Source organism: Paraburkholderia sp. J11-2, from assembly GCF_905220185.1.
Taxonomy (GTDB): domain Bacteria; phylum Pseudomonadota; class Gammaproteobacteria; order Burkholderiales; family Burkholderiaceae; genus Paraburkholderia.
In genome coordinates, this window is sequence record NZ_CAJMYY010000007.1 from 126800 (window position 1) to 151320 (window position 24521).

Annotated in this window: 18 protein-coding genes; 5 read left to right on the forward strand and 13 right to left on the reverse strand. The window is 65.7% G+C overall.

The window, feature by feature from the left end; all coding sequences use genetic code 11:
* The first annotated feature begins 94 nt into the window (after positions 1–94).
* On the forward strand, positions 95–529 hold the full coding sequence (locus U5A57_RS12030; protein WP_321911326.1) for a MarR family winged helix-turn-helix transcriptional regulator: 435 nt from the start codon (positions 95–97) through the stop codon (positions 527–529).
* A 30-nt stretch (positions 530–559) separates the two neighbouring features.
* Here U5A57_RS12030 and U5A57_RS12035 read toward each other — a convergent pair whose 3' ends face one another.
* Positions 560–1336: an enoyl-CoA hydratase-related protein gene (locus tag U5A57_RS12035; RefSeq protein ID WP_321911075.1), complete on the reverse strand. Its 777-nt coding sequence runs from the start codon at positions 1334–1336 to the stop codon at positions 560–562.
* Positions 1337–1581: 245 nt separating this feature from the next.
* Between U5A57_RS12035 and U5A57_RS12040 the strand changes: the two genes are divergently transcribed.
* Both U5A57_RS12040 and U5A57_RS12045 read left to right on the forward strand, forming a co-directional pair.
* Positions 1582–2043 (forward strand): hypothetical protein, encoded by a 462-nt coding sequence (locus tag U5A57_RS12040; protein WP_321911077.1) that lies wholly within the window; start codon positions 1582–1584, stop codon positions 2041–2043.
* A gap of 131 nt (positions 2044–2174) precedes the next feature.
* Complete coding sequence (locus U5A57_RS12045; protein WP_321911079.1) at positions 2175–2552, forward strand: hypothetical protein; 378 nt, start codon at positions 2175–2177, stop codon at positions 2550–2552.
* Between the two features lie 253 nt (positions 2553–2805).
* Here the strand turns inward: U5A57_RS12045 and U5A57_RS12050 are convergent, their stop codons facing one another.
* The 11 genes from U5A57_RS12050 to U5A57_RS12100 all read right to left on the reverse strand — a co-directional run bounded on the left by U5A57_RS12050 (position 2806) and on the right by U5A57_RS12100 (position 21077).
* On the reverse strand, positions 2806–3972 hold the full coding sequence (locus U5A57_RS12050; protein ID WP_321911081.1) for an alginate O-acetyltransferase AlgX-related protein: 1167 nt from the start codon (positions 3970–3972) through the stop codon (positions 2806–2808).
* 4 nt (positions 3973–3976) lie between these two features.
* Positions 3977–5386 (reverse strand): MBOAT family protein, encoded by a 1410-nt coding sequence (locus U5A57_RS12055; RefSeq protein WP_321911082.1) that lies wholly within the window; start codon positions 5384–5386, stop codon positions 3977–3979.
* 4 nt (positions 5387–5390) lie between these two features.
* Positions 5391–6107: a cell division protein FtsQ gene (locus U5A57_RS12060; RefSeq protein ID WP_321911084.1), complete on the reverse strand. Its 717-nt coding sequence runs from the start codon at positions 6105–6107 to the stop codon at positions 5391–5393.
* Between the two features lie 39 nt (positions 6108–6146).
* Entirely contained in the window at positions 6147–6800 is a 654-nt protein-coding gene (locus U5A57_RS12065) for an SGNH/GDSL hydrolase family protein (RefSeq protein ID WP_321911086.1), read from the reverse strand.
* 45 nt (positions 6801–6845) lie between these two features.
* Positions 6846–10895 (reverse strand): cellulose biosynthesis protein BcsC, encoded by a 4050-nt coding sequence (locus U5A57_RS12070; protein ID WP_321911088.1) that lies wholly within the window; start codon positions 10893–10895, stop codon positions 6846–6848.
* A 13-nt stretch (positions 10896–10908) separates the two neighbouring features.
* Entirely contained in the window at positions 10909–13245 is a 2337-nt protein-coding gene (gene bcsB / locus U5A57_RS12075; RefSeq protein WP_321911090.1) for a cellulose biosynthesis cyclic di-GMP-binding regulatory protein BcsB, read from the reverse strand.
* A gap of 40 nt (positions 13246–13285) precedes the next feature.
* Entirely contained in the window at positions 13286–15673 is a 2388-nt protein-coding gene (gene bcsB / locus U5A57_RS12080; protein WP_321911092.1) for a cellulose biosynthesis cyclic di-GMP-binding regulatory protein BcsB, read from the reverse strand.
* The gene (bcsA, locus tag U5A57_RS12085) at positions 15670–17916 is read right to left on the reverse strand and encodes a UDP-forming cellulose synthase catalytic subunit (RefSeq protein WP_321911094.1); all 2247 of its coding nucleotides are present in this window, start codon (positions 17914–17916) and stop codon (positions 15670–15672) included. The genes bcsB (U5A57_RS12080) and bcsA overlap by 4 nt, the downstream gene beginning before the upstream one ends.
* Entirely contained in the window at positions 17913–18458 is a 546-nt protein-coding gene (gene bcsR, locus U5A57_RS12090) for a BcsR/BcsP family cellulose biosynthesis protein (RefSeq protein ID WP_321911095.1), read from the reverse strand. Before bcsR ends, bcsA begins: the two co-directional genes overlap by 4 nt.
* 89 nt (positions 18459–18547) lie before the next feature.
* Positions 18548–18976: a cellulose biosynthesis protein BcsD gene (gene bcsD / locus U5A57_RS12095; protein WP_321911097.1), complete on the reverse strand. Its 429-nt coding sequence runs from the start codon at positions 18974–18976 to the stop codon at positions 18548–18550.
* 463 nt (positions 18977–19439) lie between these two features.
* Positions 19440–21077 carry an MFS transporter gene (locus U5A57_RS12100; protein WP_321911100.1) on the reverse strand — a complete coding sequence of 546 codons (1638 nt, stop codon included), beginning with the start codon at positions 21075–21077 and terminating at the stop codon, positions 19440–19442.
* A gap of 211 nt (positions 21078–21288) precedes the next feature.
* Between U5A57_RS12100 and U5A57_RS12105 the strand changes: the two genes are divergently transcribed.
* A complete protein-coding gene (locus U5A57_RS12105; protein ID WP_321911102.1) occupies positions 21289–23373 on the forward strand; it encodes an alpha/beta fold hydrolase in 2085 nt (694 codons plus the stop codon).
* On the opposite strand, the gene U5A57_RS12110 is transcribed toward U5A57_RS12105, so the two are convergent.
* The gene (locus U5A57_RS12110) at positions 23359–23838 is read right to left on the reverse strand and encodes a monooxygenase family protein (RefSeq protein WP_321911104.1); all 480 of its coding nucleotides are present in this window, start codon (positions 23836–23838) and stop codon (positions 23359–23361) included. The genes U5A57_RS12105 and U5A57_RS12110 overlap by 15 nt on opposite strands.
* A gap of 60 nt (positions 23839–23898) precedes the next feature.
* Between U5A57_RS12110 and U5A57_RS12115 the strand changes: the two genes are divergently transcribed.
* Entirely contained in the window at positions 23899–24462 is a 564-nt protein-coding gene (locus U5A57_RS12115) for a TetR/AcrR family transcriptional regulator (protein WP_321911106.1), read from the forward strand.
* Positions 24463–24521 lie beyond the last annotated feature (59 nt).

Consider the following 24521-nt stretch of genomic DNA (forward strand, 5'->3'; position numbering starts at 1 on the left):
GCAGAAGGCAGGGAAGCCACAGAGGAAGATGCCGACTATCGCGCGTGATATCATTCGCGCGCGAACTAAATCGCTCAACCTTCTCTGCCGCGAAATGAAGCACCGCCTCGTCTATCTATTGAATGTCGGACAGCGTCGACTGCAACGGTGGTCGCAAGCACGCGCCGCCGGTGGCGGCGTGACAGCCGCGCAAGCGGGGCTGCTGTTCTTTCTGGGTGAGCGCAACGGCGCGCTGATGAGCGAGGCCGCTGCCGCGCTGGATCTGGGCGCACCGGGAATGAGCGGTCTCGCTGACCGCACAGAAAAAGCCGGCTTGATCGAACGCTGTGCCGACGAGAACGATGGCCGGGTGTCGCGCCTGTGGCTCACTGAGGCCGGGCGCACCGCACGCCAGCGCTCAAAGCTTCGCATGAAAGACTTGAACGCGAAATTGACCGAAGGCTTTACGGAAGCGGAAATTGACGTCGTGGCGCGATGGCTGACCAGCCTGCAGACCAGGTTTCCGCTCGCCGAAGACGGCGACGCGTAACCCGATCCGCAGCCGCCAGCCAGGCATTGACTAGTGCTGCGCAACCTTGGAGAAGTCCGGCTTGCGTTTTTCGGCAAAGGCCGCGAATGCCTCCCTTGCCTCGGCACTAGCCAGCCGTTCCTGGAACTTTGCACTCTCACTGTCCATCTGCACAACCAGCGCCTCGGCGTCGCGCATGAGCTTTTTCATGGCGCTCAGTGAGCCGGCCGGCTTTGCGGCGATTCTTTCTGCCATCCTGCGCGCGTCATCCCGTAGCTGCCCCTGCGCACAGACCTTGTTCGCGATGCCCAACGCGACAGCAGATGGCGCGTCGAGCGGTTCGCCCAGCGCAAACATCTCGAAGGCCCTGACGTGGCCAATGCGCAGCGGCAGCAGCCAGCTGGACGCCGCCTCGGGAACGAGGGCGAGATTGACGAATGGGGTGATCAGCTCCGCGTCGGGTGCGAGCAGCACGTAGTCGCAGTGCAGCAGCATGGTGGTGCCAATGCCGACTGCCTTGCCCTGGACTGCCGCGATGACGGGCACGCTCGACTTCGCCAATGCATGCAAAAAGCGATGTACGTGCCGCTCAGCCGGCCCCTTTCCCGCTGCGATTGCGGCGAACTCGCCCACATCGTTGCCCGCGGTAAACATGTCTCCGTCCCCTTGCAGCAGCAATACACGGATTGTGCTGTCGTGCTCGGCGTTCTCGATGATGTCCGCCAACGTGCCGTACATCACATTCGTCAGCGCATTCTTCTTGTCCGGCCGGGCAAGCGTAATCGTCAGAATACCGTCGGCTTGATCGACATGAATTTCGGCAGTCATCGTGCTCTCCATGAATTTACTTTGCATGCGAATTATATAGATAGTTCGCATGCAAAGTAAACCTGTGAGTCTTTAGCCGCGCGCGAAACGTTAGTAGACATATCAATCTCATGTCATTGACGGGCGGCCACCCTGCCAATAATTAGAGTGGAGCCTCAATGCGCGCCGCCTGGTCGCAGGCCTCCAGCCGGTGAAATCCTATGCTCCAGTTGCCCCCGAGAAACCCATTGCACAGGAGCCGCAACGTGGACAACATCAAGCCCTTTCGCCCAGGATCGAAGGCTTCGCCGTCTTTCCACCTCGCGCACGTTCGCTCCCTGATTCAGTGCCCTGGCACGGGTGGCGACGCCATCGATCCGGCTCCGAATAGCACGGCCGCCACCTTCGAGGATCGCGTGGCCGGCGAAGTGACCGTACTCCTGCCTGGTGGAAGAGTGAGCCGCGCCCTTGCCTTCGAATCTCCGGCCTGCGATGAAGTCCCTTCACACCGCTTTTCCCACGGTGTCCTGAATGGAATCACCTACTGGTTTCGCTGTTCAGACGCGCCGGGAGTGCGTGACGATTCGCCCTGTTTCCGGGCGTATTTTGACCGCGAGGGAACGTGGTTCTTCTTCTACACCCAGGACTGCGCGCTGCCGTTCGGCGCAGAGGTCAGTTTCTCCGGGAACACCCATCGGGCGACGTGGAGCGTCGCGAGCGCAGCCTGACGGACCGTACCTGAGCTGTTTCGCCCGCGTGCGGCCGAGGGTTTTCCCGAGCGTCGGGCACGGCAACATTGCCAATGGTTGGTCAACGAAGGACGTGCTAGGCTTTTCTCCAAACAACTCCGGAGACTGCGATGCCGTTCATCTGCGAAAACGTTGAATGCCGTGCCGTGCTGGCTCGCGGGCAAGTCAGAGCCAGTCACGAGGACGCGGGTTGGTGCTTCTACTGCCCGGACTGCCACGCCAGGAACGAGTTGAAGGATATCGGCGCGCCCGAGGGGCCGGTCGAGTTGGTTCAGCCAGAACGATCCAGCCCTCCGCACAAGATCATTGCGAGGGCTCAGCCATTGGAGGATGGCCGCTATGCGGCGCAATTGTGCGTGCAGCGTGCGCTCGCGAAAAAAGGGACCTACGCGGTCGAAGAACGCTGGGAACAGCTCGGCGTATTTCCCGACGCGCAAAAGGCCGTAGCGCACGCCAATTCTTTTGCAGCGGAGCTGCTGAAAGCTTAGAAGCGCGCCGCCCGACGCCTCCAGGCACACTGCCACCCCAACGGCATGTGATTGTTGGCGCAGTGCATCGACAGGCGTCGGACCGTGTGCTGTCAGCGGACCATTCGACGGCCCATGGGTTGGCGCTGAAACGGCTGCCGGTGTTGGAAGCGTTCACTCGGCAGCGCAAGCGCCCGGTCGGCAAAAGCTGAAGGACGAAACCTACGTCAAGCTCAACGGCCACTGGCGCTAACTGTACCTGGCCGTGAAAGCTTCAACGCGAAGCCACCGTGCCGACTGCACCGGATTTCGGCACGACAACATCATCTTCCGCTTCGAGCGGCGCCTGCAAATCCCGTTCGTCCAGTTCCCAAACGATCAGTTTGGGCGGCGTCTGCGCATACGCGGCGCTAGTGAAATAAGCGCGTGCCGAGCCGCCGAACTTGCCACCCTCGCGCGCGAAATTACCCACGCCCTTGCCTAACGCCAACGCCAGTTGGGGCACGAAATCGGACGTCGTCGAATACGACGTGCCGATCACCGCGATGGCCGGCAGGTCGGCATCGCCGAACAGATCGTCTGCCGACGCAGCCGCCTGGGCTACGTGAAGGTAATCGCGGCCGGCCACGATCTCCGCTCTCGGTTGCCACGACACCGGCAACGCATCGAGCCCGGCCAGTCGTACGAGATCGCCGGGCCGACGGGCGGCCGGCTTGCCGGCGACACGGTAGCCGGGCTGGCTCGAAACGCCTGAACCCAGCGGCTCGCGCATCGCCCGAATATGCTGCGCGAGCGCCTGCGCCGCAGCGCCCGCGCCGTCCTGGGTCCAGTGTGTGTCGGTCCGGAAGAACGCGTCGCCCGGCACACTACGCAGCGCTGAAGCGAGGTCGACCACCGGCACGCCTTCGGCGGCCAGACGCGATGTCCAGTCAGAAAGCCGCGCACCCAGCGATGCAGGCCGATAGAGCCCGCACAGATGTTGGGCTTCGATGCGCGACTTGTCGGGCACCACGGCGACGACGAGCGCAATACCGTGGCGCGCCAGTTCGCGCTGTACGGCGGCAACCGTAGCGGCGCGCGTTGCGAGATGGCGCTCGCCGTCGGCGTACACGTTCAGTTCGTCGCGCAGGAATAGCCAGCCGGGACAGCCCTGCCGCACGCGCGGTCCCAGATCGCCCACAGTGAGCCAGCCCAGCGCGCGCTGCATGCGTGCGGCGTCGGCCGCGATCGGCGTATCGGCCATGCGGCCGGCGACTTCTTTCGATACGGCGCCGTCCAGCAGGCCTGCACGCGTGAGCGCGTGAGGCAACAGTGATGCCGTCGTCGCGGCGAAGCGGATATTGAAGCACAGGCCCGCGAACAGAAACACCATCAGAATGACGGCAACGACCTTGCCGGCGCGCGTAGCGGGCAATTGCGGTAGCGGCTTGGGATCGTCCATGGCGTCAGAACTGGAAGTAAAGGAAAGGCACCGCGCCACGCGCGACAATCAACCCGAACGACAGCAGAAAGCCCGCGAGCGGCCACCCGGCTTGCCACAGCCTTCCCAGCGACGTATCGGCCATGCGGTCCCAGCGCGATTGCCAGATCGGCAGCAGCACGCAGACGATGCCGAGCGTGGCGGCCAGCCCATGCACAGGCCGCAGCAGCACGAGCGTCGCGTCGCTCAGGCCAATGCCGTTCAGGCCGAATTGGCCTCGGTACATGGCGAGCGCCGCGTGAAAGCCCACCGCGCGAAACAGCGTCCAGGCCAGCATGACGAACAGGATCGTCAGCACGTGCGACAGCCAGAGCGGCACGGCGGCCATGCCGGCGCGGCGCCACAGGCGCGCCACGGTCAGCGCCACACCATGCGCGACGCCCCACAGCAGGAAGTTCCAGCTATCGCCGCCGTGCCATAGGCCCGCGATGGCCATGGTCAGCAACAGGTTGCGGCAGGTTTGCCATTCGCCGTCGCGGTTGCCGCCTAGCGGGATGTACAGGTAGTCGCGAATCCAGCTCGACAGCGAGAGGTGCCAGCGGCGCCAGAAGTCCTGAATGCTGCTCGCGAGGTACGGATGATTGAAGTTCTCGGGAAAGCGAAAGCCGAGCATTTGCCCCAACCCGATGGCCATCGCGCTATAGCCCGCGAAATCGAAGAACAGTTGCAGCGTGTAGAAGCCGCAGCCAAGCCACGCGTCCGCAAGCGTGGGCGCGTGCATGGCGAAGACCGCGTCGACGATGGGCGAAAGCGTGTCGGCCACCAGCACCTTCATGCTCATCCCCACCATGAGCCGCCGCGCGCCGGCCGCGAAAGCGTCCCAGTCGACCGTGCGCGACACCAGCTCGCGCTTGACCCAGGCGTAGCGAATGATCGGCCCGGCGATCAGGTGTACGAACATTCCCTGATAGGCGCCGTAGCGGATCACGCTGCGGTCCGCCGGCACCGTGCCGCGCTGCACGTCGATCAGGTACGAAACGGACTGCAGCACGATGAAGGACAGCCCGATGGGCAACACGACGTGCTGCCAGGGAATGGGTCCCGCGTGGCCCGCCGCCAGCACGCTGTCGAGGCTATCGACCACGATGTTGGCGTACTTGTACCAGCACAGGATCGCGACATTCACGGCGATGAAGACCGCGAGCCAGCCACCGCGCGCACGCGGGCTCGGCGCGCTGTCGATCACCACGCCGCCGAGCCAGCCGCAAAAGGTCAGCGCAATGAACAGCAGCAGAAAGACCGGGCTCCACCAGGCGTAGAAGAACCAGCTGCAAAAGAGCAGCACCGCGTTGCGCCAGCGCGCGGGCGATACGACGTAAATCGCGAGAAAGGCCGGCAGAAACAGTGTCAGGAATTCGAGGGACGCGAAGACCATGCGCTCAGCGGCTCACCGCGTCGTTCGCGAAAAAGATGCGCGACTGCGCCCCGGCCGGCACGAGGAACACCGTATAGCGCTGTCCCGCCACGAGCGTGCCCAGACTCAGCGGCTGGCCCACCGGCTGGCCGCCGCACGCCAGTTGCACCGACAGCGCGACCGGGTTGACCTGGCGGCGCTTGCCCTGCCCCGCGGCCACGCCGTCGAGCAGCACGATGTCGCGGCCAGGCACCTTCAGCGTGGGTGCGGCGCAGCGCGCATCGAGGTTGTAAAAGCCCACCGAGGCTTTGAGCGCGTTGAAGTCGTCCGGTTTTTCGCGCACCGTCACGACCTGCGAGCGCGCGCCTTTCTGCGCGCCGTCGAGCGCCACGATGCTGACGAATTCGCCGGGCTGCACGGTTGCGCTCACGTCCTGGTGGGCGCCGCCCGCCGTCAGCGTTCCGGCCACCGGCTTGCCCGCGGCGATCGGGAAAAAGTGGCTGGCCGGCGTCGCGGCATTGAGTGTCAGGCGGGCTTTCGAACCTGCCGAGCTCACGTCCACCGGCTGCGATCCGCCGTCGACGAAACGCACGAACGACGCATCCTCCGCGGGCCCGGTTGGGTACAGCGGGATATCGGCGGCCATGGCCGGTTCAATGACGGACTGCGCGGACAGCGCGAAGCCGGCCAGCGCGAGGCCGCGAAAAACGAAGCGCAGCGGCTGGAAAAGGACTTTTTTCATTGTTCTTCCACTCTTTCGATGTCGCGAGGCGGCGGCGCCTTACTTGTGCTGCTGCACGGCCGGCAGTTGAACCAGCGCCTTCATGATGTCCGCGCCCCAGTACTTGTAGCCGGTCGTCGTCAAATGCTGACCGTCGACGGTCGCCCATTCGCCCGGCTTCGAAAACGTGAGCGAGTCGATGTACTGGCACGGCGCGACATTGGTAGCGAGAAACGACGAAAGCTGCTTCACGCGCGCAAAGGTCTTCTGGTACTTGCCGCCCTCGGTGCCCCAGGCCGGGCCGACCCAGACGCACGCCGTCTTGCTGGCCGCCAGGTCTTGCGTGAGCGCCGTGACCTGCTGCCACGCCCAGCTCTTGGGAAAGTCGTCCTTGCCGTAACCGCCGATCGTGTCGCCTTCGACGATGATGACGAGGTTGGCCTTGTTCGCGGCGACCAGCTGATCGATCGGCTGGGTCTTCGCGTTGTGATCGACGACGAGCGGCGACTTGCCGTTACGCGAGGCCCCGCCGCAGGTGCCGGGCACCGACTTCACCCAGTCGCCCGGCGCACTGCCGCACACGCCGTAGGTATGCACCTGCGCGCCGGCGGCGATCAGCTGGTCCTGCAACGTGTCGATGAGATAACCGGGCTCGCTCAAATGGCTATCGCCAATCATGAGAATGCTGAGACCTGCAAGTACGGAAGCAAGCATGAATCTGTGACTCCTGAAAAACGATCGATCGTCGAATCGATCGGGCTACTGATCGTTGTAATGCGACTGGTAAGGCATGACCGGCATGTCCAGCGACTTCGTTTGCGGTGCGAAGCTAAAGCGCAGATACAGTCCGGCCACCCACTGGCGGTAACTGGACGCGTTGTTGGCCCCCACGGACGCGCCGCCCGTGAGGTGATTGCTGAAGCGGTATTCCGCCGCGGCCAGCAGGTTGTAGCCGATGCCGGTTTTGGACTGCGCCGGATGCACCGCGCCATCGCTCAAGCCAAGCGTCGAAGCCGCCGATTCGGCCGCCGACTGCAGCGTGCTGTCGGTCGGGAAATACGGCGCGCCGGCCTCGTGGTAGTACTGCAGCCCTGCGGACCCTTGCAGCTTGTAGGTCCAGCGATCCGAGCGCTGCGCCCAGGTGACCGGCACGGTGAACGCATAGAAGCGCTGCGGACTGAAATAGCCGCCGTTGCCGTAGGTGAAGTTGTTTTCGTTGTGGCGGTAGAACTCGCCGCTCAGGTTCATGCCGACGGTCAGCATGGTGTTGGCACTGCGAAGCAGGTACCAGTACGTGCCCGCGCCGACTTCAGCGCCCTCGTTGGACTGGACGTTATGGCCGTCCAGGTACTTCAAGGAACCGTAGCCGTAGAAACCGTATTCCTGATTGTCGAGGCCGATCGCTCCATGCAGCCCCGTGGCGGTCACGCCGCCCCAGCTCAGGCCCGAGCGTGCATCGGTCGAACCGGCGAACGACGTGATGCTGTCGGTCACGGCCCGGCGCGACACGCCAGCGTTGAACCAGCCGCTGTCTTTCGCGCCGATGCTGCCCTTGAACGACACGCCGCCGACCACGTTGGTGTACTGGAAACCCAAAGGCGTCGTGCCGATGTCGAACGCCCACTTGCGCGTCTCATAACCTACGCCCAGACCCACGCCGTAAGCGCTCTGCGCGCCGGGAGCCGCGACCGTGCCGTCTTTCTGCGCCTGCGCCGCCACCGGGCCGCCGCCGAACTGGCTGCTGCTGTAGACATCGGTGCCGAGCGTGCCGCCTTCGAGTTCAACCGGCGTCACGCGCAACGACAGCTTGCCGTTGCCGGCCGGCAGCAAGGCTTCGAGCGGCTGCTGCACGTTCGTCAGTTGCGAGGTCCCGCCGGCGCTGTTGTTCGACGCGACGAACAGGCCGCCGCGAATTTCCGGCGAGCGCTCCGAGCGGATATCGTCGAGTTCGTTGCGCATGTCGTCGAGCGAAATGGCGCCCTCCTGAGGCGCGCTCGTGGCCACGGCGTCCTGCGGCGCCCGCTCGCCGATCGGCGTGCCGGCCACCGTAGGCAGCGCGGACGCGCGCACCGGCGAACGCTCGCCCGCCGCCGTGGACGCCGTTGTTGACGCGAAGCCGGGCATCGTTGCCGCATCGTTCGCGAGCGCGCCGTCGGACACGGCGCCTGCGTCGCCCGCGGTGCCTGCGGTGCCTTGTGCCGCGAGCGCATTGGCCGCGCTCCGGCGATTGTCGCGAGCCGCGCGGCGGCGGCGATCGTCGTCGTGCACGAAGGGATTGCCCGCCACATGGGCGCCTTGCGCCTGCACGCCGAGCCGCTGTTCCTTCGCGGCAATGGCCCTCACCAGCAGCGACTGCGCCTCGCGCGTCTTGCCCTGCATGACGTAAATGCGCGCGGCGCCCGCCAGCACGTCAGGATCGTTCGGCGCCTTCGCAATGGCCTGTTTCAAGGCTGCGTCCGCCACGCCGCCCTTGCCGGCCTGCACCGCCGTCATCGCCACGCCCAGTTGCAGCCCCGGATTGTCGGGGTCGTTCGCGAGCGCCTTCCGATAGAGCGACAGCGCTTTGCCGTACTGGCCGTCGGCGGCATACATGCGCGCGAGCGCGGCGTTGGCCAGGCTGTCGTTGGGCCGCTTCGCGAGCACCGGCGCGAGCGTGTCGTAAGCCTGCGCAAGATCGCCTTGCTGGCGCTGTTGTTCGGCGAGACGTACGGCGTAGAGGTAATTCAGATCGTCGAGCTGGCGGCGCTGGTCCGCGGTCAGCGTCACGGTCTGCAATCCGCGCATCACTTCCTGGGCCTGAACGTTCTGGCCGGTCTTGAGCAGCAGGCCCGCATAGGCCAGTTGCACATCGGGACCGCCGCCCTTCACGCCGCTCCTGGTCGAATCAAGCATCAGCCCGTGCATCAGGGCCATGGCGCGCGGCAGGTTCCCGGCGTCCACCCAGGCCTGGGCGAGCGCGCTCACCCGCGCCGGGTCCTTGCCCGCCGACGCCTCGAGCCGCGCCAGCATGTTGCGCGCGTCGTCGAGATTGCCGTCGCGCGCCAGTTGCGAGGCTTGCGCCGCCACCGCCTGGAAATCGATCTGCTGCGCAGTCGCCACCATGCTCGGCGTGCGCGCGGCAGCGGGGATGCGCGCCATCGTGTCCTGCGCGCGCGTCCAGTCGCCCATTTGCATCGCCAGCAGCGCGCTCGCGTAGAGGGCGTCCGGATTGTCCGGGTTCGACGCGAGCAGGCCATCGACGAGTTCGCGCGCCTCGTCGGCATGGCCCTGCCTCAGTTCGAAGCGCGCCAGTTCCAGACGGAGCCACGGATTGTCGGGATCCGCGCGCTGCGCGTCTTCGAGAATGCGGTGCGCCTCGTCCAGATCGCCGCGCTGCTCGGCGGCGTCGGCACGCCCGGAAGCGACTGCCGCGCGCAGACGATCGAGGCCGCCGATGCCGGCCTGCTGCTCGGGCGACATGCCGTCGACCCACTTCTGGGCCTCGTCGGCGCGCCCCGTTGCCGCGAGGATATCGACGAGCCCGCTCACCGCTTCGCGGTTGTTCGGGTGTGCCGCCAGCACCTCCCGGTAGACTTTTTCCGCATGTGCGAGATCGCCCTGCGCCGCATACAGGCGGGCCGATGCGTTGCGCCCGCCCGGTTCGGCCGGGTCCATGCGCAGCGCCTGGTCGAGCTTGCTGCGCGCGGCGGCGTAGTCGCCCACGCTTTGCGCGCCTTCGGCCTGATTCACGAGCAGCCAGTAGCGCGCCGAAGCGAGCGCCTTGTTCCAGTTGGCGCCGGCGCCCGGACGCGCGACGGCGCGCGCGAGCAGCGTCTGCGCCTGCGCGAGGTCGCCTTGTTGCATGCGCACCAGACCCAGGCCGCCGAGCGCGTCGGTGTCGTTGGGTTTGTCGCGCAACACGTCGGTGAACGACTGCTCGGCGGTCGTGATGTCGCCCGCCTTGAACGCCGCGAAGCCGCGCGTGAGGCGCGGGTCCATGACCGGCACGGCGGCGGCGCCCGGCGCGCGCGGCGAGAGCAGTTGATGACGGATCTCGTCGTCATCGGGATGCAGCTTCAGATAGTCCTCGAACCACGACCGGTTCTTCGGCGTGGGCGTGACCCAGGTCAGCACGGAGCGCCAGGCTTCCGTGGCCGCGCCGCCGATGTCCGGCCGCACGGCCAGCTTTTCCAGCAAGGCGACGCCGGCCGCGCGCTCGCGTTCGTCGCGCACCTGATGCTGGGCCAGCGCCAACAGGGTGTACGGATCGTTGGGCGTTTGCGCGTCCAGGCGCGTCAAGCCCTGAATGGCCGGGTCCACGCCACCCTCCGTATAGCCGAGGAAGGTGTAGTACTCGCGCGCCACGCTGCCTTGCGGCGGCTTGCCGCCCAGGGCCTTGTCGTATTGCGCCATCGCCGCCGACAGCGCCTTCGGGTCGTTCTGGTTGACCGCGTCCTGCGCCATCTGCCGCGCCTTGGCAAACGTGGACTTGCCGGGCTCCACCGCAAGACGCAAGTCCTGCTCGAGCAGCGGCACGTAGCGGCTGTCGGGCGCCGCGGCGCGCAGTCTCGCCAGATAGTCGTTGGCGACCGAGAACTGCTTCTTGCCGACGGCGATCGACCCCATGCCATACAGGCCTTCGGGCTGCTTCGGGTCGGTCAGCAGCAGTTTCGACCAGGACTGCGCGGCCAGATCGGGCTTGTCATGCGCCTGCCAATAGCGGCCCTGCTCCAGCAGCATTCTGGAACTGGCGTCCTGCGCCCACGCGGGGTGGCTGACCGAGGTGAGCAACAAACCCAGAACACAGGCCTGGCTGCGGCTGACTAACATGAAGGTTTCCTGATTATTGTTGCGCGTGCTGCCCGGCGCGCAGCCGTGCCTCGGCCGCGGCATCGCGCCGTGCCTGACGGCGCCGCAAGGCGACGAACCCGAGCGCGGCGAGCAGCACGAGCGCGACAGCACCGAGCGCCCTGAGCAGCGAAGCCAGCGAGAGGCCGAACGAAGCCAGCCACCAGTCGAGGCCGCGCCAGAGGCCGAGATGCCCGACGTAGTAGGTGTGCTCGCCCACGAGCGAATCGACTTGCTGGCCGCGGATCGACACGAGGCTGCCCTGGATGGGCTGCTTGTCGTAGTTCGGCACGCCCAGCAGCGCCGCAACCGCATCCTTCAGGCCCTCGGGCTGATTGCTGACCAGCATGACCACGCTGCGGCCCGTTGCCTTCGGCGACTCGAAGCCCGCCAGCACGGCGCTCACGCCAGGCCCTGTCCAGGCGAGCGAGAGGCGGCCAGGCGCCGTGTCGAGACGCGGGTTGGCGTGGAACCATCCGCGCACGCGGCCCGGCAGATCCGAGAGCGAGAACTGCGCGCCGTGGTCATAGGCTGCGGGCATGTACGGCGCCCAGTCCTTGAGCCACGCCTGATCGGCGCCCGTGGCGATCACGAGCAGGTCCTTCGCCGTCGGCATGGCGTCGATCCGCTGACCGCGCAGCACGGTCACGCCGCGCGCCGGATAGCCGGTCGAGTCGCCCATGCGGCCCATCACGGCCAGGTACGTGCTGTATTCCTGCGGCCCCGCATTGGCGCCGAGCACCACATCCGTGTCGGACAGATCGGCCATGCGCGTGAACGGGAAACCCGCCTGCGCGAAGGCGGCCAGATTCGGCATGGCGATGTAGTGCGGATAGGTCGAGAGATCGATCGTCGATTCGGGATCGATCGCGCCGCGCACGTTGTCGATGATGATGTCGCGGCACTCGCCCTGCTTGATGTAGTCGTACATGTAGCGGAACTGCAGCTGCGTGTTCGGCTGCAGGAGCGTCTCGAGCGGCACTTCCAGCTTCGCCTGGCGCGGCAGGCTGCTGTCGGGCAGCACTTCGGCGCGCAGCTTGTCGCCGCCTTCGAGGCGCTCGAGCGGCAGCAGCGGGATCGACTTCATGAACTGGTCGCTGACGCTGAAGAGCAGCGACGAATTGACCATATAGGGCTGCGGCGTGTAGCGGTAATGCAGATCGATCGGCACGTTGGGCGCGTGCCAGCCGAACAGGTCGGGCGGCACGCGCGTGCTGATGCGGATGAGGTCGGGACTGTAGCCCGACACGCTCAACTGTTTAGTGTCGATCAGTTCGCCGAACGACACGGGGCGATCAGTCCGCAGCCAGCGCGGCGCGTCATAGGGCTTGCGCGGCGCGAGATCGGCGAAATGCGTGATGAGCGCGCTCGCGCCCGACAGCGTCTGGCTGCCCGTGACCAGCGCATCGGCCGCCTGCTTGAGTTCCTTGCCGTCGCGGCCCATGACGAGCAGCAGCTTGCCGTTCGCATCGTTCGGGTTGCCGACGATGGCGATGGTCGGGCCCTGCAGCGGTGCGCCCGCGAGCGCCGCCTGCTGCGCGCCCTCGACGATGACGACCGCGTTGCCCTGCGCGGGCACCGTGGAGAGCGACACCGGAAAGTCCGCGCCGCGATAGCTCGCCAACGCGCCGAACCACGACGACACGGCGCCGGCCGCCTCCAGCGCGGCCGCGTCGGGGTTGCCTGCGAACACGACCGGCAGGGTCAGCCGGCGGATGTCCTGGCCGTCGAAGAACGGCTTCGGCAGGCGCGCCAGATCGTTGGCCTGCGCGAGCGGCTGCGTGTCGAGGCTCAGCGTGCTTTCGTTGCTGATGTTGGCCCACAGGCTCGAATGCAACGGGTCTTCGCACTGCGTGGTGTAGTGGCCGATCAGTTGCAGACGCAACTTGCTGTTCGAGGTGAACAGATACGCCGGCAGCGCGATCGTGCGCTGCAGGCTCGCGCCGGCCGTGTCCTTCGGCACCGCGATCGAAGCCGCCACCTGGTCGTTCACGAGCACGTTGATGTGCGAGACATCGGGCAGCAGCGCAGGCGAATACGCATAGCGCAGGTTAAGGCGCGCGCCGCTCACGACCCGATCGTCGCGCACGCCGACCGGCAGCGTATTGCTGCCGTCGACACCGCGCAGGTTGAGCGCGTATTGCGCACCCAGTTGCCGCAACGACCAGGTCACGGTCGACGCCGCCGACGACGATGGCGTTGCCGCTGCTGCCACGGTTGCCGCGGCGGGCTGCGTCTGTGCGTTGCTTGCGGCATTGCCGCCTGCCGCGGCCTGGGCGTGCGCGGCCGAGGCGAAGACGCAGCCGAGCAGCAACGCCGGCTGAACAGTCATGCAACGCGCGAGGCGTGCCCGGGAGATAGCAGGCCGTCTTTTAAACATGAGAACCTCGTCGTCCTTCTTCACGTTGCAATGTCTGGGGGATGTCCAGGTTCAGGCGGCTCAGGGCGCGCCGATGCAGCAGCACGCCGCCGAGCAGACCGATGAGCACGACGCTCACGAGCGTCGACACGAGCAGCAGCACGATGTGGCTCGCGAAGAACCACTCCACAGCGAGCCGGAACGGCAAGGACCCGATGAAATAGCTCTGATCCTTGTTCAGCGTGGTGAGGATGCCGTCGTTCACGACCACGAGGCTGCCGCCGATCGTGTCGTCGACGCGGTAATGGCGCGTTTGCAGCGCGTCCACGACCGCACTGAGCCCGCGCGGCGTATTGCCCGATACGAGCACCACGCTGCGGCCGTGCGCCAGCGGCGACTCGAACCCGGCCACCATGCCGTCGTCGTCGTCGCTGCGATAGAGCGCGGCAATATCGGCTTCGCGTCTGGCCTGCGCCTGGCCGCCGGTCAGCTTGTCCCACCACCTGGCGAACCCGTTGCCCGGCGTCGCGTCCGGTGCGAAGAACCCGCGCGGCAACTCGGCGCGCCAGGTCGTGAGCAAGGGCTGGTTGTCGCCCGAAGCCAGCACGAGCAGATCCTTGTTGCGCAGCGTTTGAACCTGCGACGCATTGCCTACTGTCACGCCCAGCACCGGATAACCGGTGGCCTGCCCCATGCTGCCCATCAGCGTCAGATACGCGCCGTAGTCGTCCGCGACCGGCTGTGCCGGCAGGATCACAGCGGTTTCGGACAGATCGGCGAGGCGCGTGAACGGAAAGCCCGCGTTGGTGAAAGCACCCAGGTCGGGCATGGCCGTGTAACGCGGCAACTGCGAAATGTCGATCGTCGAACTCGGATCGATGGCGCTCAGCAGCGGGCCGCCGGGCACGTCTTGCCAATGGTCCTTCGTCTTGACGGCTTCGTAGCGGTAGTCGAATTGCAGCGTCGTCAACGGCGGCAGCAAATACGTAGGAATACGAATCACGGCATGGCCGTCCGACGCGTCGCCAGGCAGCGGCAAGGCCGCGAGCGGCGTATTGCCCGCCAGCACGTGCAGCTCCGAATGCCGGGACTCCGGGCGCGCCGTATAGCGATAGCGCAGATTCAGCACCGCACCGGCGTTGTTGAAACCGAACAGGCCCGGCGGCAGACGCAGGTCCACATCGATCGCGCCGGGGCGCAAGCCCTGGATCGTGAAACGGTCCGCCGGCAGCAGCTCGCCCAGTTCCACCGGGCGGTCGCCCGGCAGCCAGTTCGGTGCGTCGAAAGGCTTGCGCGGTAACGCGTCAACCGGGCCATCGATGCGGACCTGAGGGCCGGCCAGCGTCTTCGCGCCAAGCACCAGTGCCATCGCCGCCGTGCGCAGTTGCGGCTCGTCGCGGCCCGTGACCAGCAGCAATTTGCCGTTGGGGTCGTTGGGGTTGGACACGATCGCGAGCGCCGGACCGCTCGGGCCGTCCAGCGCGGCCGGGGCCAGGCCGAGGCCCGGCAACTCGTCGCGCAGCGCCAGCACGACGGCATGGCCATGCGCGGGCAGCGCGCCGAGACTCGCGGAAAAGTGCGAGCCGCGATAACCCGCCTGCGCGCCCAGCCACGAGGCGACGATTCCCGCGGATTCGAGGCGGCCGGTTCCCGGCGTGCGCGGCATCACGATGGGCAGGCTCAGCCTGCGCACGTCGCGCACGTCGAAGAACGGTGCGGGCAGTTGCGACAGGTCGCTAGCGAGCGCTGCCGGCGCGACGGTCAGTTCAAGCGCGCTCTGCGGGCCGGCCTTCAGCCACAAGTCGGGACTCAGCGGATCATTGCCCTGATCGCTGGCCTTGCTGTGCGCAATCAACTCGAGGTTCAGATGGTTGAACTCGGTGAGCAGCGACACCGGCAGGTCCACCGTCACTTGCGTCGACGTGCGCGGCGCAGGTTCGGGCAGTGCAAGCGTCGCCCCTACCACGCTGTTGACCAGCACATTGAGGTGCGAGAGCGTGGGGAGCAGCGTAGGCGAATAGCGATAGTCGAGCACGAGCCGCGCGCTGACCACGCGCTCGTCGCGGCGCAAACCGAAGTCCATCCCGCCATACGCGTCCTCGCCGAGCAAGGTCAGCCCCTGCGCCGCGTTTTGCCGTAGTAGCGGAATGCGATAGGTATAGGTGTTGGCCGAGTCGGCGGCGGCTGGCTGCCCGGCCTCGGGCGAAGCCGGCGCCGCGGACGCGGCCTGCGAAGCGAACGCAGGCGCCGCTACGGCGGGCACGGTGGGCGCGGCGGGCAAACTCGCGGCCAGCGCAACGTTGGCGCCGAACGCGAGACCGGCGAGCACCGAAGCCCACCGCGGCGCCAACCGGCGCGTGCACGCGAGCGCGCGCAAATGCAACAAATAGGCGTGGCTCACGATTGCTTCGATCCCAACTCGCTCGCCTGCGCCTCGGCCGAACGTGCGAAACGCTCGCGTCCGCCCATCAACAGATGGCGGGCCAACTCCTTCAGCCCGCGCATGCCGACGCCGAGCACCTCGAACAGGCTGCGCAGCGGCCGGTCGCGGCGATAGCGGCCCCAGGAGCCAATCCAGCTGTCGGCGCGCGAGAACGTCACGCGCATCAGGTCGCGTTCCTGATCGATCGTCAGGGCCGGGAAACTCACGCCCACGGTGCGGCCGCGGCACACCTGGACCTCGGCGGGGAACTTGCCCTCGTAGTCGTCGCGAAACACCGAGACCACGACGCGCTCGCCGCGTTGCGGCAGTGGGGCGTCCTCGGGCAGCACCAGTCCCAGGCCGCCTTGCGAATAGTCGCTGGTCTGGCACGTGACGCGACACCCGTTGGCGAGCTGCAGCGCGGCGGGCAACTCGATCTGCACGCGCGGCGTGAGGCGCAGCTGTTTCGACTCGGCCGCCACGCCTGCCGCCGCGCTCAGGTTCATGACGTTGTAGGTCACCCAGACCAGATTGAACAAAATACTCATCGCCTCGGGCCAGCCGGGGCTGCGGATCAAACCCGCCACACCCACCGCGAACCCGGCGAGGTTGATGAGCAGCAAGACGATATAGGGCCGCGCCATCGCCCAATCCAGGAAGGACTGCCGGATCACGCCGCCCTTGGAGGTCACGTTGAAGCCGCGGCTGCCGGGACGCAGCACGGCCTGGAGCGCGGGCAGCATCACATACCACGCGAGCACCGTTTCGTAGACTTCGCTCCAGAACGAATGGCGAAAGCGTCCTTGAATGCGCGAAGCGCCGATGCTCGAAATCACGAGATGCGGGACGACGTAGGCCAGCACCATGAGCGCCGACGCATGAAAGACATGCGCGCCGAAGAACAGAAAGGCCATGGGCGTGATCAGAAACACGATGCGCGGCAGGCCGAAGAAGAAGTGCATCATCGCGCTCAGGTAGCACAGCCGCTGCGGAATCGTCAGCCCCGAGATCAAGAGCGGATTGAACTGGCGGAAGATTTCCGCCATGCCGCGCGCCCAGCGAATGCGTTGGCCGATGTGCCGGCCCAGGCTCTCGGTGGCGAGACCCGCCGCCTGCGGAATGGCGAGGTAGCCCGTGTTGTAGCCCTTCATGCTCATCTTGAGCGCGGTCAGCGCGTCTTCCGTGACGCTTTCGGTCGCCACGCCGCCGACCTCCTGGAGCGCGGAGCGTCGCAGCACCGCGCAGGAACCGCAGAAAAACGCGGCGTTCCAGAGATCGTTGCCGTTTTGCAGCACGCCATAGAACAGGTCGCCCTCGTTGGGCACCTTCCGGTAGGTCTCGAGATTGCGCTCGAACGGATCGGGCGAATAGAACACGTGCGGCGTCTGCACCATCGCCATCTTCGGATCTTTCAGGAACCAGCCCATGCAGACCTGCAGAAACGAGCGCGTGGTGACGTGGTCGCAGTCGAACACGGCGATGAACTCGCCGCTCGTCTTCGGCAGCGCCGCGTTGAGGTTGCCCGCTTTGGCATGCGCGTTGTCGGGCCGCGTCAGATAATCCACGCCGGCCTGTTCGCAGAATGCGCGGAATTCGTCACGACGGCCGTCGTCGAGCAGGTAGACGCGCAACTTGTCGGCCGGCCAGTCGAGCAGCGTCGCGGCCAGCACCGACTGCCGCACCACTTCGAGCGGTTCGTTGTAGGTGGGGATATACACGTCCACCGTGGGCCACGTCGAGGTATCGGCGGGCAGCGGCGCAGGCCGGCGATGCAGCGGCCAGAGCGTCTGGAAGTAGCTGCACAACAGCATGAGCACCGCGTAGCCTTCAGCCAGCAGCAGCAGATAACCGAAGGTCCTGTCCAGCGAGTTGGTGAAGGACAGCGTCTGCGTGACGCGCCAGTACAGGTAGCGCAACGAGATGAACACCGACAACGCCACCAGCGACACCGTGAGCACACGGCCGCGAATGCGGCTCAGCGCAAGCGCCACACCCATGCAAAGGATGGCGAACACCCACTGCTTCGACAGCGCGAGGTGCACCGTCATGGCGGACGTGAACAGCAGCACGGCCGCCAGCGTTACGAGCACGCGCGACCAGCGCGACGCGAGCAGCGACGCCCCCACTTCCAGCAGTGTGTCGTCCCAGTCTCCCGCATCGTCGCTTTGTCCCGCACCGGCGGGTGGTCGTTGCGGCTGCATCGATTTGCGTTTGAAGATCATGGCGCCCCGCGTGCTGCGACATCGGCGCGAGGCTCATTGCGTTCCATGAGGCGCGCAAACACACTGCTCAGCGCGGCAGACTGCTGCGCGGCGACGACAGGCTCGGGCGTAAGTTGAACGACAGGCTGCTCGGGTTCAACCTGATCAACCGGGGGAGGTTCTGAAGCGGCAGCGGAAATGGTGCACGCGACCGGCTGCGGCGGCTGGGGCGCGTCGGGTAACGTATCGGGCGTGGCGGCCGTTTCGCGCTTATCGACCGTCTCGACCGTCTCGACCGTCTCGACCGTCTCGACCGTCTCGGCCGTATCGGCCGTATCGGCCGTATCGAGCGTGGCGATCGCAGCGGGAGCCTCGGCCGAATCGGCGGCGGCGTCCTGCAACGCCATTGGCGCGGGCGCGACGGTATCCGGCTCCGCCGCGTTCAGCGTGGACCAGCGCCCACGCAGACCTTGCATCTGCTCCGCCCTTTCCACTTCCTGATACTGAAAAGGGCTTGCGTCCACTACCTCGAAAAGATTCGCAATGTCCGATGCACTGCTCATGCCCCGACCCCGTAGTATTCGTTGTGCTGTCCACGAAGGCGCGTGACGCGCGCAGCACGTTTTGTGTTTTTTTACTGACTTGCCGACTTCTACTTACCGAACAGGAAAACCATCGTTCCCGACGCATCCGCTGGGCCTGCCGTGGTCATTCGCAACTGCGAATCGGCGCCCAGCTGGTGCATCCATGCTTCATAGGCCCCCTCGAGGAAAGCGCCAGCCCAAGCCACGTTCTCCGCGCCGAATACGACCTTGAGCGGCGCGTGGTAATGCGTGAGCACCAGCCAGTCCTGAGCCTCGCGTATCTCGACCTGCCCCCAGTCCAGCTCGCCCCAAACCTGATTCATGGCGTCGCGCATCGCGGCCACGGTGAGCGCCTCGGCAAGCGCATATTGACGGGCGAACTGGCCGCCAGCAGCACGCATGAGCTGGGTCAGAAACCTGGGCGTCAGGTTCTGCGTCAACTCTTGCGTGAGGAACGACACGAACGGACGCCATTGCGGTGCTGGCATGGAATTCATCACATATTCATGCGCCCGGAAAGAAGGCGCATAGGGTCAACAAAACTTGCGCAAGCAACCTCATCACCATCCGGGCGGTGACCGGCGTTAAGCGCAGGCAATTCTTGCTGGTGATTCCGGAAGAACGTCGGATCAACTGACACGCGCGGCGGATTATACGTATTATTCCCGCCGTGTTTATTTTTTAATTGGCCTGCATCATTGAATTTGTCACGCCTGCGCGACAGATCAAATACGAAAACGTTTGCGCATAAAATGGGGCACGTAAGACTTAAGGCCGCTCGCATGGCACGGGCGTTTTTGCGCCCGCCACGGTGCACGAGATAATGTTGTCGTGCTGTTGTTCGTTTCGATTTGCCCGAATTTGAAACCTGAATTCAGTCGTTGTCATTTTTATTTAGTGCGTGTATAGCCCTCCGCGATTCGCGAAATGTACGTGCCATGTGTAATTTTGCGAAATATTTCAGCTGCAAACGTTTGCAGCGCGTTTGCGCGGTTGGATGGCTGCCGCAGCAATCCCAGCGCCAGCAAATGCGCACGCGGCAGACACAACGGCGACGGCGCGCAGCGCATCGATCAGGGCGTCCGCTTCTGCACGCGCCATCAGCGTCTCGTGCTGCCCGTGGGCGCCGCGCGATGGCATTTCCCCTCGCGCGTCAGGCTCCAGCAACTGCCTCGCCTCGCGCGCGTCGGGCGGCACGTGCAACGCGTCGAGCCGCGCCGATAGCGCCGCGTGATGCGACCACACGAACACGATGCCAAGCACCGCAACCGCCAGCAGGCTCGCCACGCGCGCAACGGCATTGTTGATGCCCGAGGCGACGCCAGTGCGCTCGTGCGACACCGAGCCCATGACGGTGGTGGTGAGCGGCGCGACGGTAATCGTCATGCCGAGCCCAAGCACCGCGAGCGCCGGGAAAAATCCGGCCCAGTAGCCGCCGCGCACGAATGGCAATGCCAGGAGCGCGAAGCCGATTCCGGCGACGCCCGGCCCCACGGTCAGCAACGCGCGCGAGCCGAAACGGCTAGTCAATCCGCCGGTGAAGCGCGATAGCAAGCCGATGATCACAGGCACCGGCAGCAGCGCCGCGCCCGCTTCGGTCGCGGTGTAGCCATGCGCGCGGATCAGCGTGAACGGCAGGAAGAAGAATGCGCCGCCGAGCCCGAAGTAAAGCAGCAGGGTGACGAGATTCGCGCCGGTGAAATCGCGTGAGCGGAACACGTCGAGCGGCATCATGGGGCTGGCGCTGTGTGCTTCGATCACGACGAATGCGACAAGCACGAGCACGCCAGCGCCTATCGCGCCCAATACGAGCGGATGCTGGAAGCCTCGCGCCGACGCCTCGGTCAGCCCGAACGTCAGTGCGCCGAGGCCTCCTGCCGCGGCCAGCGAGCCGGGCCAGTCGAGCTGCCCGGGCGCATCGAGCCGGTGGCTGTTGGGCACCGACGATACGGCGAGCACGATCGTTATCGCGGCGAGCGGGACATTCAGGAAAAAGATCGCGCGCCACGAAAACGCGTCGACGAGCCAGCCGCCCGCCACGGGCCCCACCGCCGACGTGATCGCGCCCACGCCCGCCCAGGTGCCGATTGCCCGTCCGCGCGCGGCGTCGTCGAACACCGCGCCGATGATCGCGAGACTGCTGGGGACGAGCAGCGCCGCGCCTATGCCTTGCACCGCGCGCGCGGCGATCAGTGCGCCCGCATTCGGCGCCAGTCCGCAAGCAGCCGACGCCAGCGTGAAAAGCGCAATGCCCGCGATAAACACCGTGCGGCGGCCAAGCTTGTCCCCCATCGAGCCGCCGACCAGCACGAGGGACCCGAGAAAGAGCAGATACGCGTTGACGACCCATTGCATCGCCGCGACGCTCGCAGCGAGTTCGCCCTGAATGGACGGCAATGCGACATTGACGACCGAGCCGTCGATAAACGCCATGCTCGAACCCAGAATCGTCGCCGCGAGCGCGAGACGCTTGCGCTGGCACGGACGGTCGACTGTGGTGGGCTGCGTGCGGATCACGAGCTTGTCGCACGGGCTCGCCTGCGCAGCGACGACGTGCACGCCCTTCGGCTCGCTTTCAACAAGATCCGGGTTGGCCAAGTTCGCTCCCTTGTGGATCGAGGGTGACTAGAGTCTGTTGATGCCGGGCTCGCCAGTCAACCCGGGAGAGCACATACCTGCGCGCCGCGGATCACCGCGCGAACGCAATCCGGATCAGGCTGGTATACATCGACCTGATGGCCACAGCGCCGCGCCGTCCCCCATTTCGCCACACGCTTGTGCGCGCCCGCGCGATTGGCCTGGATCCTTCATGACGCGCCCTTACTCATCACGCATGCCGCGTTGCCCGCAGGTGGCCCGTGTATTGGCCCAGCTTTCGGTCATTCTCGTCGCCGCGCTGCTGTCCGGCTGCGCGATGGTGCGCGTGAACTCGCTCGGCCCGCAGCAGTACTTTGCCATGCGCCGCGGAGATATTCTCTCGACCGGCCAGTTGAGTACGGCGACACAGGCCACGTTGCGCGTTGCAGCCCTGGACGAAAGTGCGTGCCGGAGCGCGCCACAAGCGTGTATCGACACGATCGCCACTGTCGGCGGGCTCAATACCGACCAGCGTCTCGCCAGCCTCGCCGAGTTATCGCTCCAGATGGCGCTTGCGCAAACGCCGCCTGCCGGCAACCCCTGGGGCGACGCGCAATTCGATTCGTGGCTCAAGACCGCGCGATACGCGTACGCCTTTCTGTTCCTCGGTCAACGCACGGCTGGCGAGCGCGCATTCGAGGACCGCCAGACACAGGTTCGCGACTACTACAACTATGCGGTCCAGGAACTCGCCGGCGCGCTGTTCCTGCGCGGCGCGCATGAAACGAACAACAGCAACCGCGATCCAAAAAAGCAGTTCATAGCAGGCTGGACCCTACGCATCGACCTGAGAGAAGTCCGGCTGCCCGAGGGCGTACGCGAACTCAGCGAAGTCATTCCGGCCGCGGGGCTGTCATTCGCGGGACTGCGCAACACGTATCGCCGCGACGGCCTGGGCGCGGAACTGGTCGCCGTCACGCAACCCGCGGCGCCCGACCCGGCCAGCGAGACGAACAACAGCGACGAAAACAGCGCCAAAAACAGCACAACAAGCAGCGCACCAACTGCCGAAGGCAACGGGAATTCGAACGCGGCCGCCACTATCTGGCTCGCCCCCGGCGCGCGGCCGTTCAACGAAATGCCTTCGCCGAGCGTCACCGCACTGCTGTCGTTTGGCGACGGCACGCTCGAGCAAGTGCTCGATTCGCACGACGTGGTCTTTTCCGCCTACGATCCGTATCGCGTAGAGAGCGTAGAGCTGAACGGCCAGACCGTGCCGCTCGCCGCCAACTTCAGTGCGGGCTATGGCATCTGGCTCGCCCGCTCGGGCTTTGCCAGGCAGTCCTTGCGTTCTCTGCTCGGCCGCACGCGGGGCATCGACCGTCCGCGCATTTACATGATGCAGCCCTTCGACCCGGACCGGCGCATCGTTCTGATGCTGCACGGACTAGCGAGCAGTCCCGAGGCGTGGGTCAACGTCGCCAACGACATTCAGGGCGACGAAACGCTTCGCGAGCATTTCCAGGTCTGGCAGGTCTACTACCCGACCAACGTGCCCATTCTCGTGAATCTCGCGAGAATACGCCAGGCGGTGCAACTGACACTCGCGCATTTCGATCCCGCTGGCGTGCTGCCCGCATCGAACGGCATGGTGCTGATCGGGCACAGCATGGGCGGCGTGCTTGCCCGGCTGCTCGTCTCATCGTCCGACGATGTGCTCTGGGTCACCGTCCAGAACAACTACCTGCCCGAAGGCATCGACATCGTTCGCGAGGACGAGCGGCTCAATCGTCTGCTGCGCTTTACGCCAATGCCACAGGTCGAGCGCGCGATCTTCATCGCCACGCCACACCGCGGCACGCCGTTCGCAAGCAATCGCCTTTCTCGCTGGGTTGCAAACCTGGTGCGCTTGCCGCTTGCGCTGTTAAAGGAGCTTGACGAGATGCTGCAGAGCGCGACCAACGCGGATAGCACCCACAGGGCGGGAGAGACCATCGCGGTTCCCAACAGCATTGAGCAGTTGCGGGACACCAATCCCATCATTCAGTCGACCTCACGACTGCTGATCAGCCCAAACGTGTGCTTTCACTCGATTATTGCGAGACGCCGCGAGACGGGCCCGCTCGAGGATTCCGACGATGGGGTCGTCCCTTATCGCAGCGCGCACCTCGACGGCGCACTCTCCGAAAAGGTGATCGTTTCGGGACATAGCGTTCAGGAAACCCCGGAGGCGATTTTTGAAATCCGCCGCATTCTGCACGAGGATATCGAAGTGTTTGATAACGATGGCGCTTGCGCGCATTTACGCGCCAATTGAACCGGCCACGCCCTTGTCCGCCGCCATGCGTTTTCTCGCGCTCATAAAAGGCCCGGTCGGCTCGCACGCCGGCGCGAACCGGTCGAAGCCCACGGGCCCCGGCATGTCGACATAAACCGCTTCCATGCCTTGCCGGCTATAGCTTTCATGCCAGAAGCCCGCACCGCCGCTGTCGCGCAGGAACTCGCCCCACCAGCGCGAATGCGGCGCGCTGCGCGTGAAAGCTTCGAGGCTTTCGAGGTCACGCCAATACTGGCGGATCCCCACGTGGTTCAGTGCGAACAGGAACTGCTCGCTCGAGAGCAGTCCGGCAGGCGGGTTCAACTGGATTTGCCGCAAGCCTTTACCGATGCCGAACAAGGTGGCGATGCCGCGCAGCCGCCGCACGCGAAAACCCAGGAGGATGACCACGAGATTCGGATAGGCGCTGAGATCGACGGACCTGCGGGTAACGGAGGCTTGCATGATGGCTCCCGGCTGCTTACGCTGTAAGCATAGTCCTCGATGATTACAGTGTAAACAGCCATGAGCGATTCGATTTCGTCCTTGCGTGACCGGCTGGTTGACTGCGCGTTGGCCCTGCTCGAACAGGGCGAGAGCGACGTCAGCCTGCGTGCCGTTGCGCGGGCAGCCGGTGTTTCGGCGATGGCGCCCTATCGCCATTTCGAGGACAAGGCCGCGCTGATGGGCGCCGTCGCGCTCAAGGGCTTTGCCATGCTGGAAGCAGACGCCGCGCGCGCGGATCAAGTGGACAACGCGCACGAAGCGCTCACGGCGCAGGGCCTGGCCTACGTTGCCTTCGCCCGCGCGCATCCTGCGCTGTTCCGGCTGATGTTCGCAGATGGCGCGGGACTCGCGCTGCCCCACGGTGACTGCCGGGGCGCTTACACACTGATGGCGCGTCGGGTGGCGGAACTGGCGCCGAATTGGGCCGAGGCCGGAGCACTTGCCTGCTGGGGACTGGTTCACGGCCTGGCGACGCTGGCGCTCGACGGACGCATTCCGGCCAATGCCGCCGGTGAACGACTGGCAATCGCCCTGCTGACGCATGCGCTGGAGGAAGCGACGCCCGCCCTCACCCGTTGCTGACGCAGCATCCATAGCACGCGCATTCCCGCTCGCGCGTACGATGGCCAGCAACGCGATGA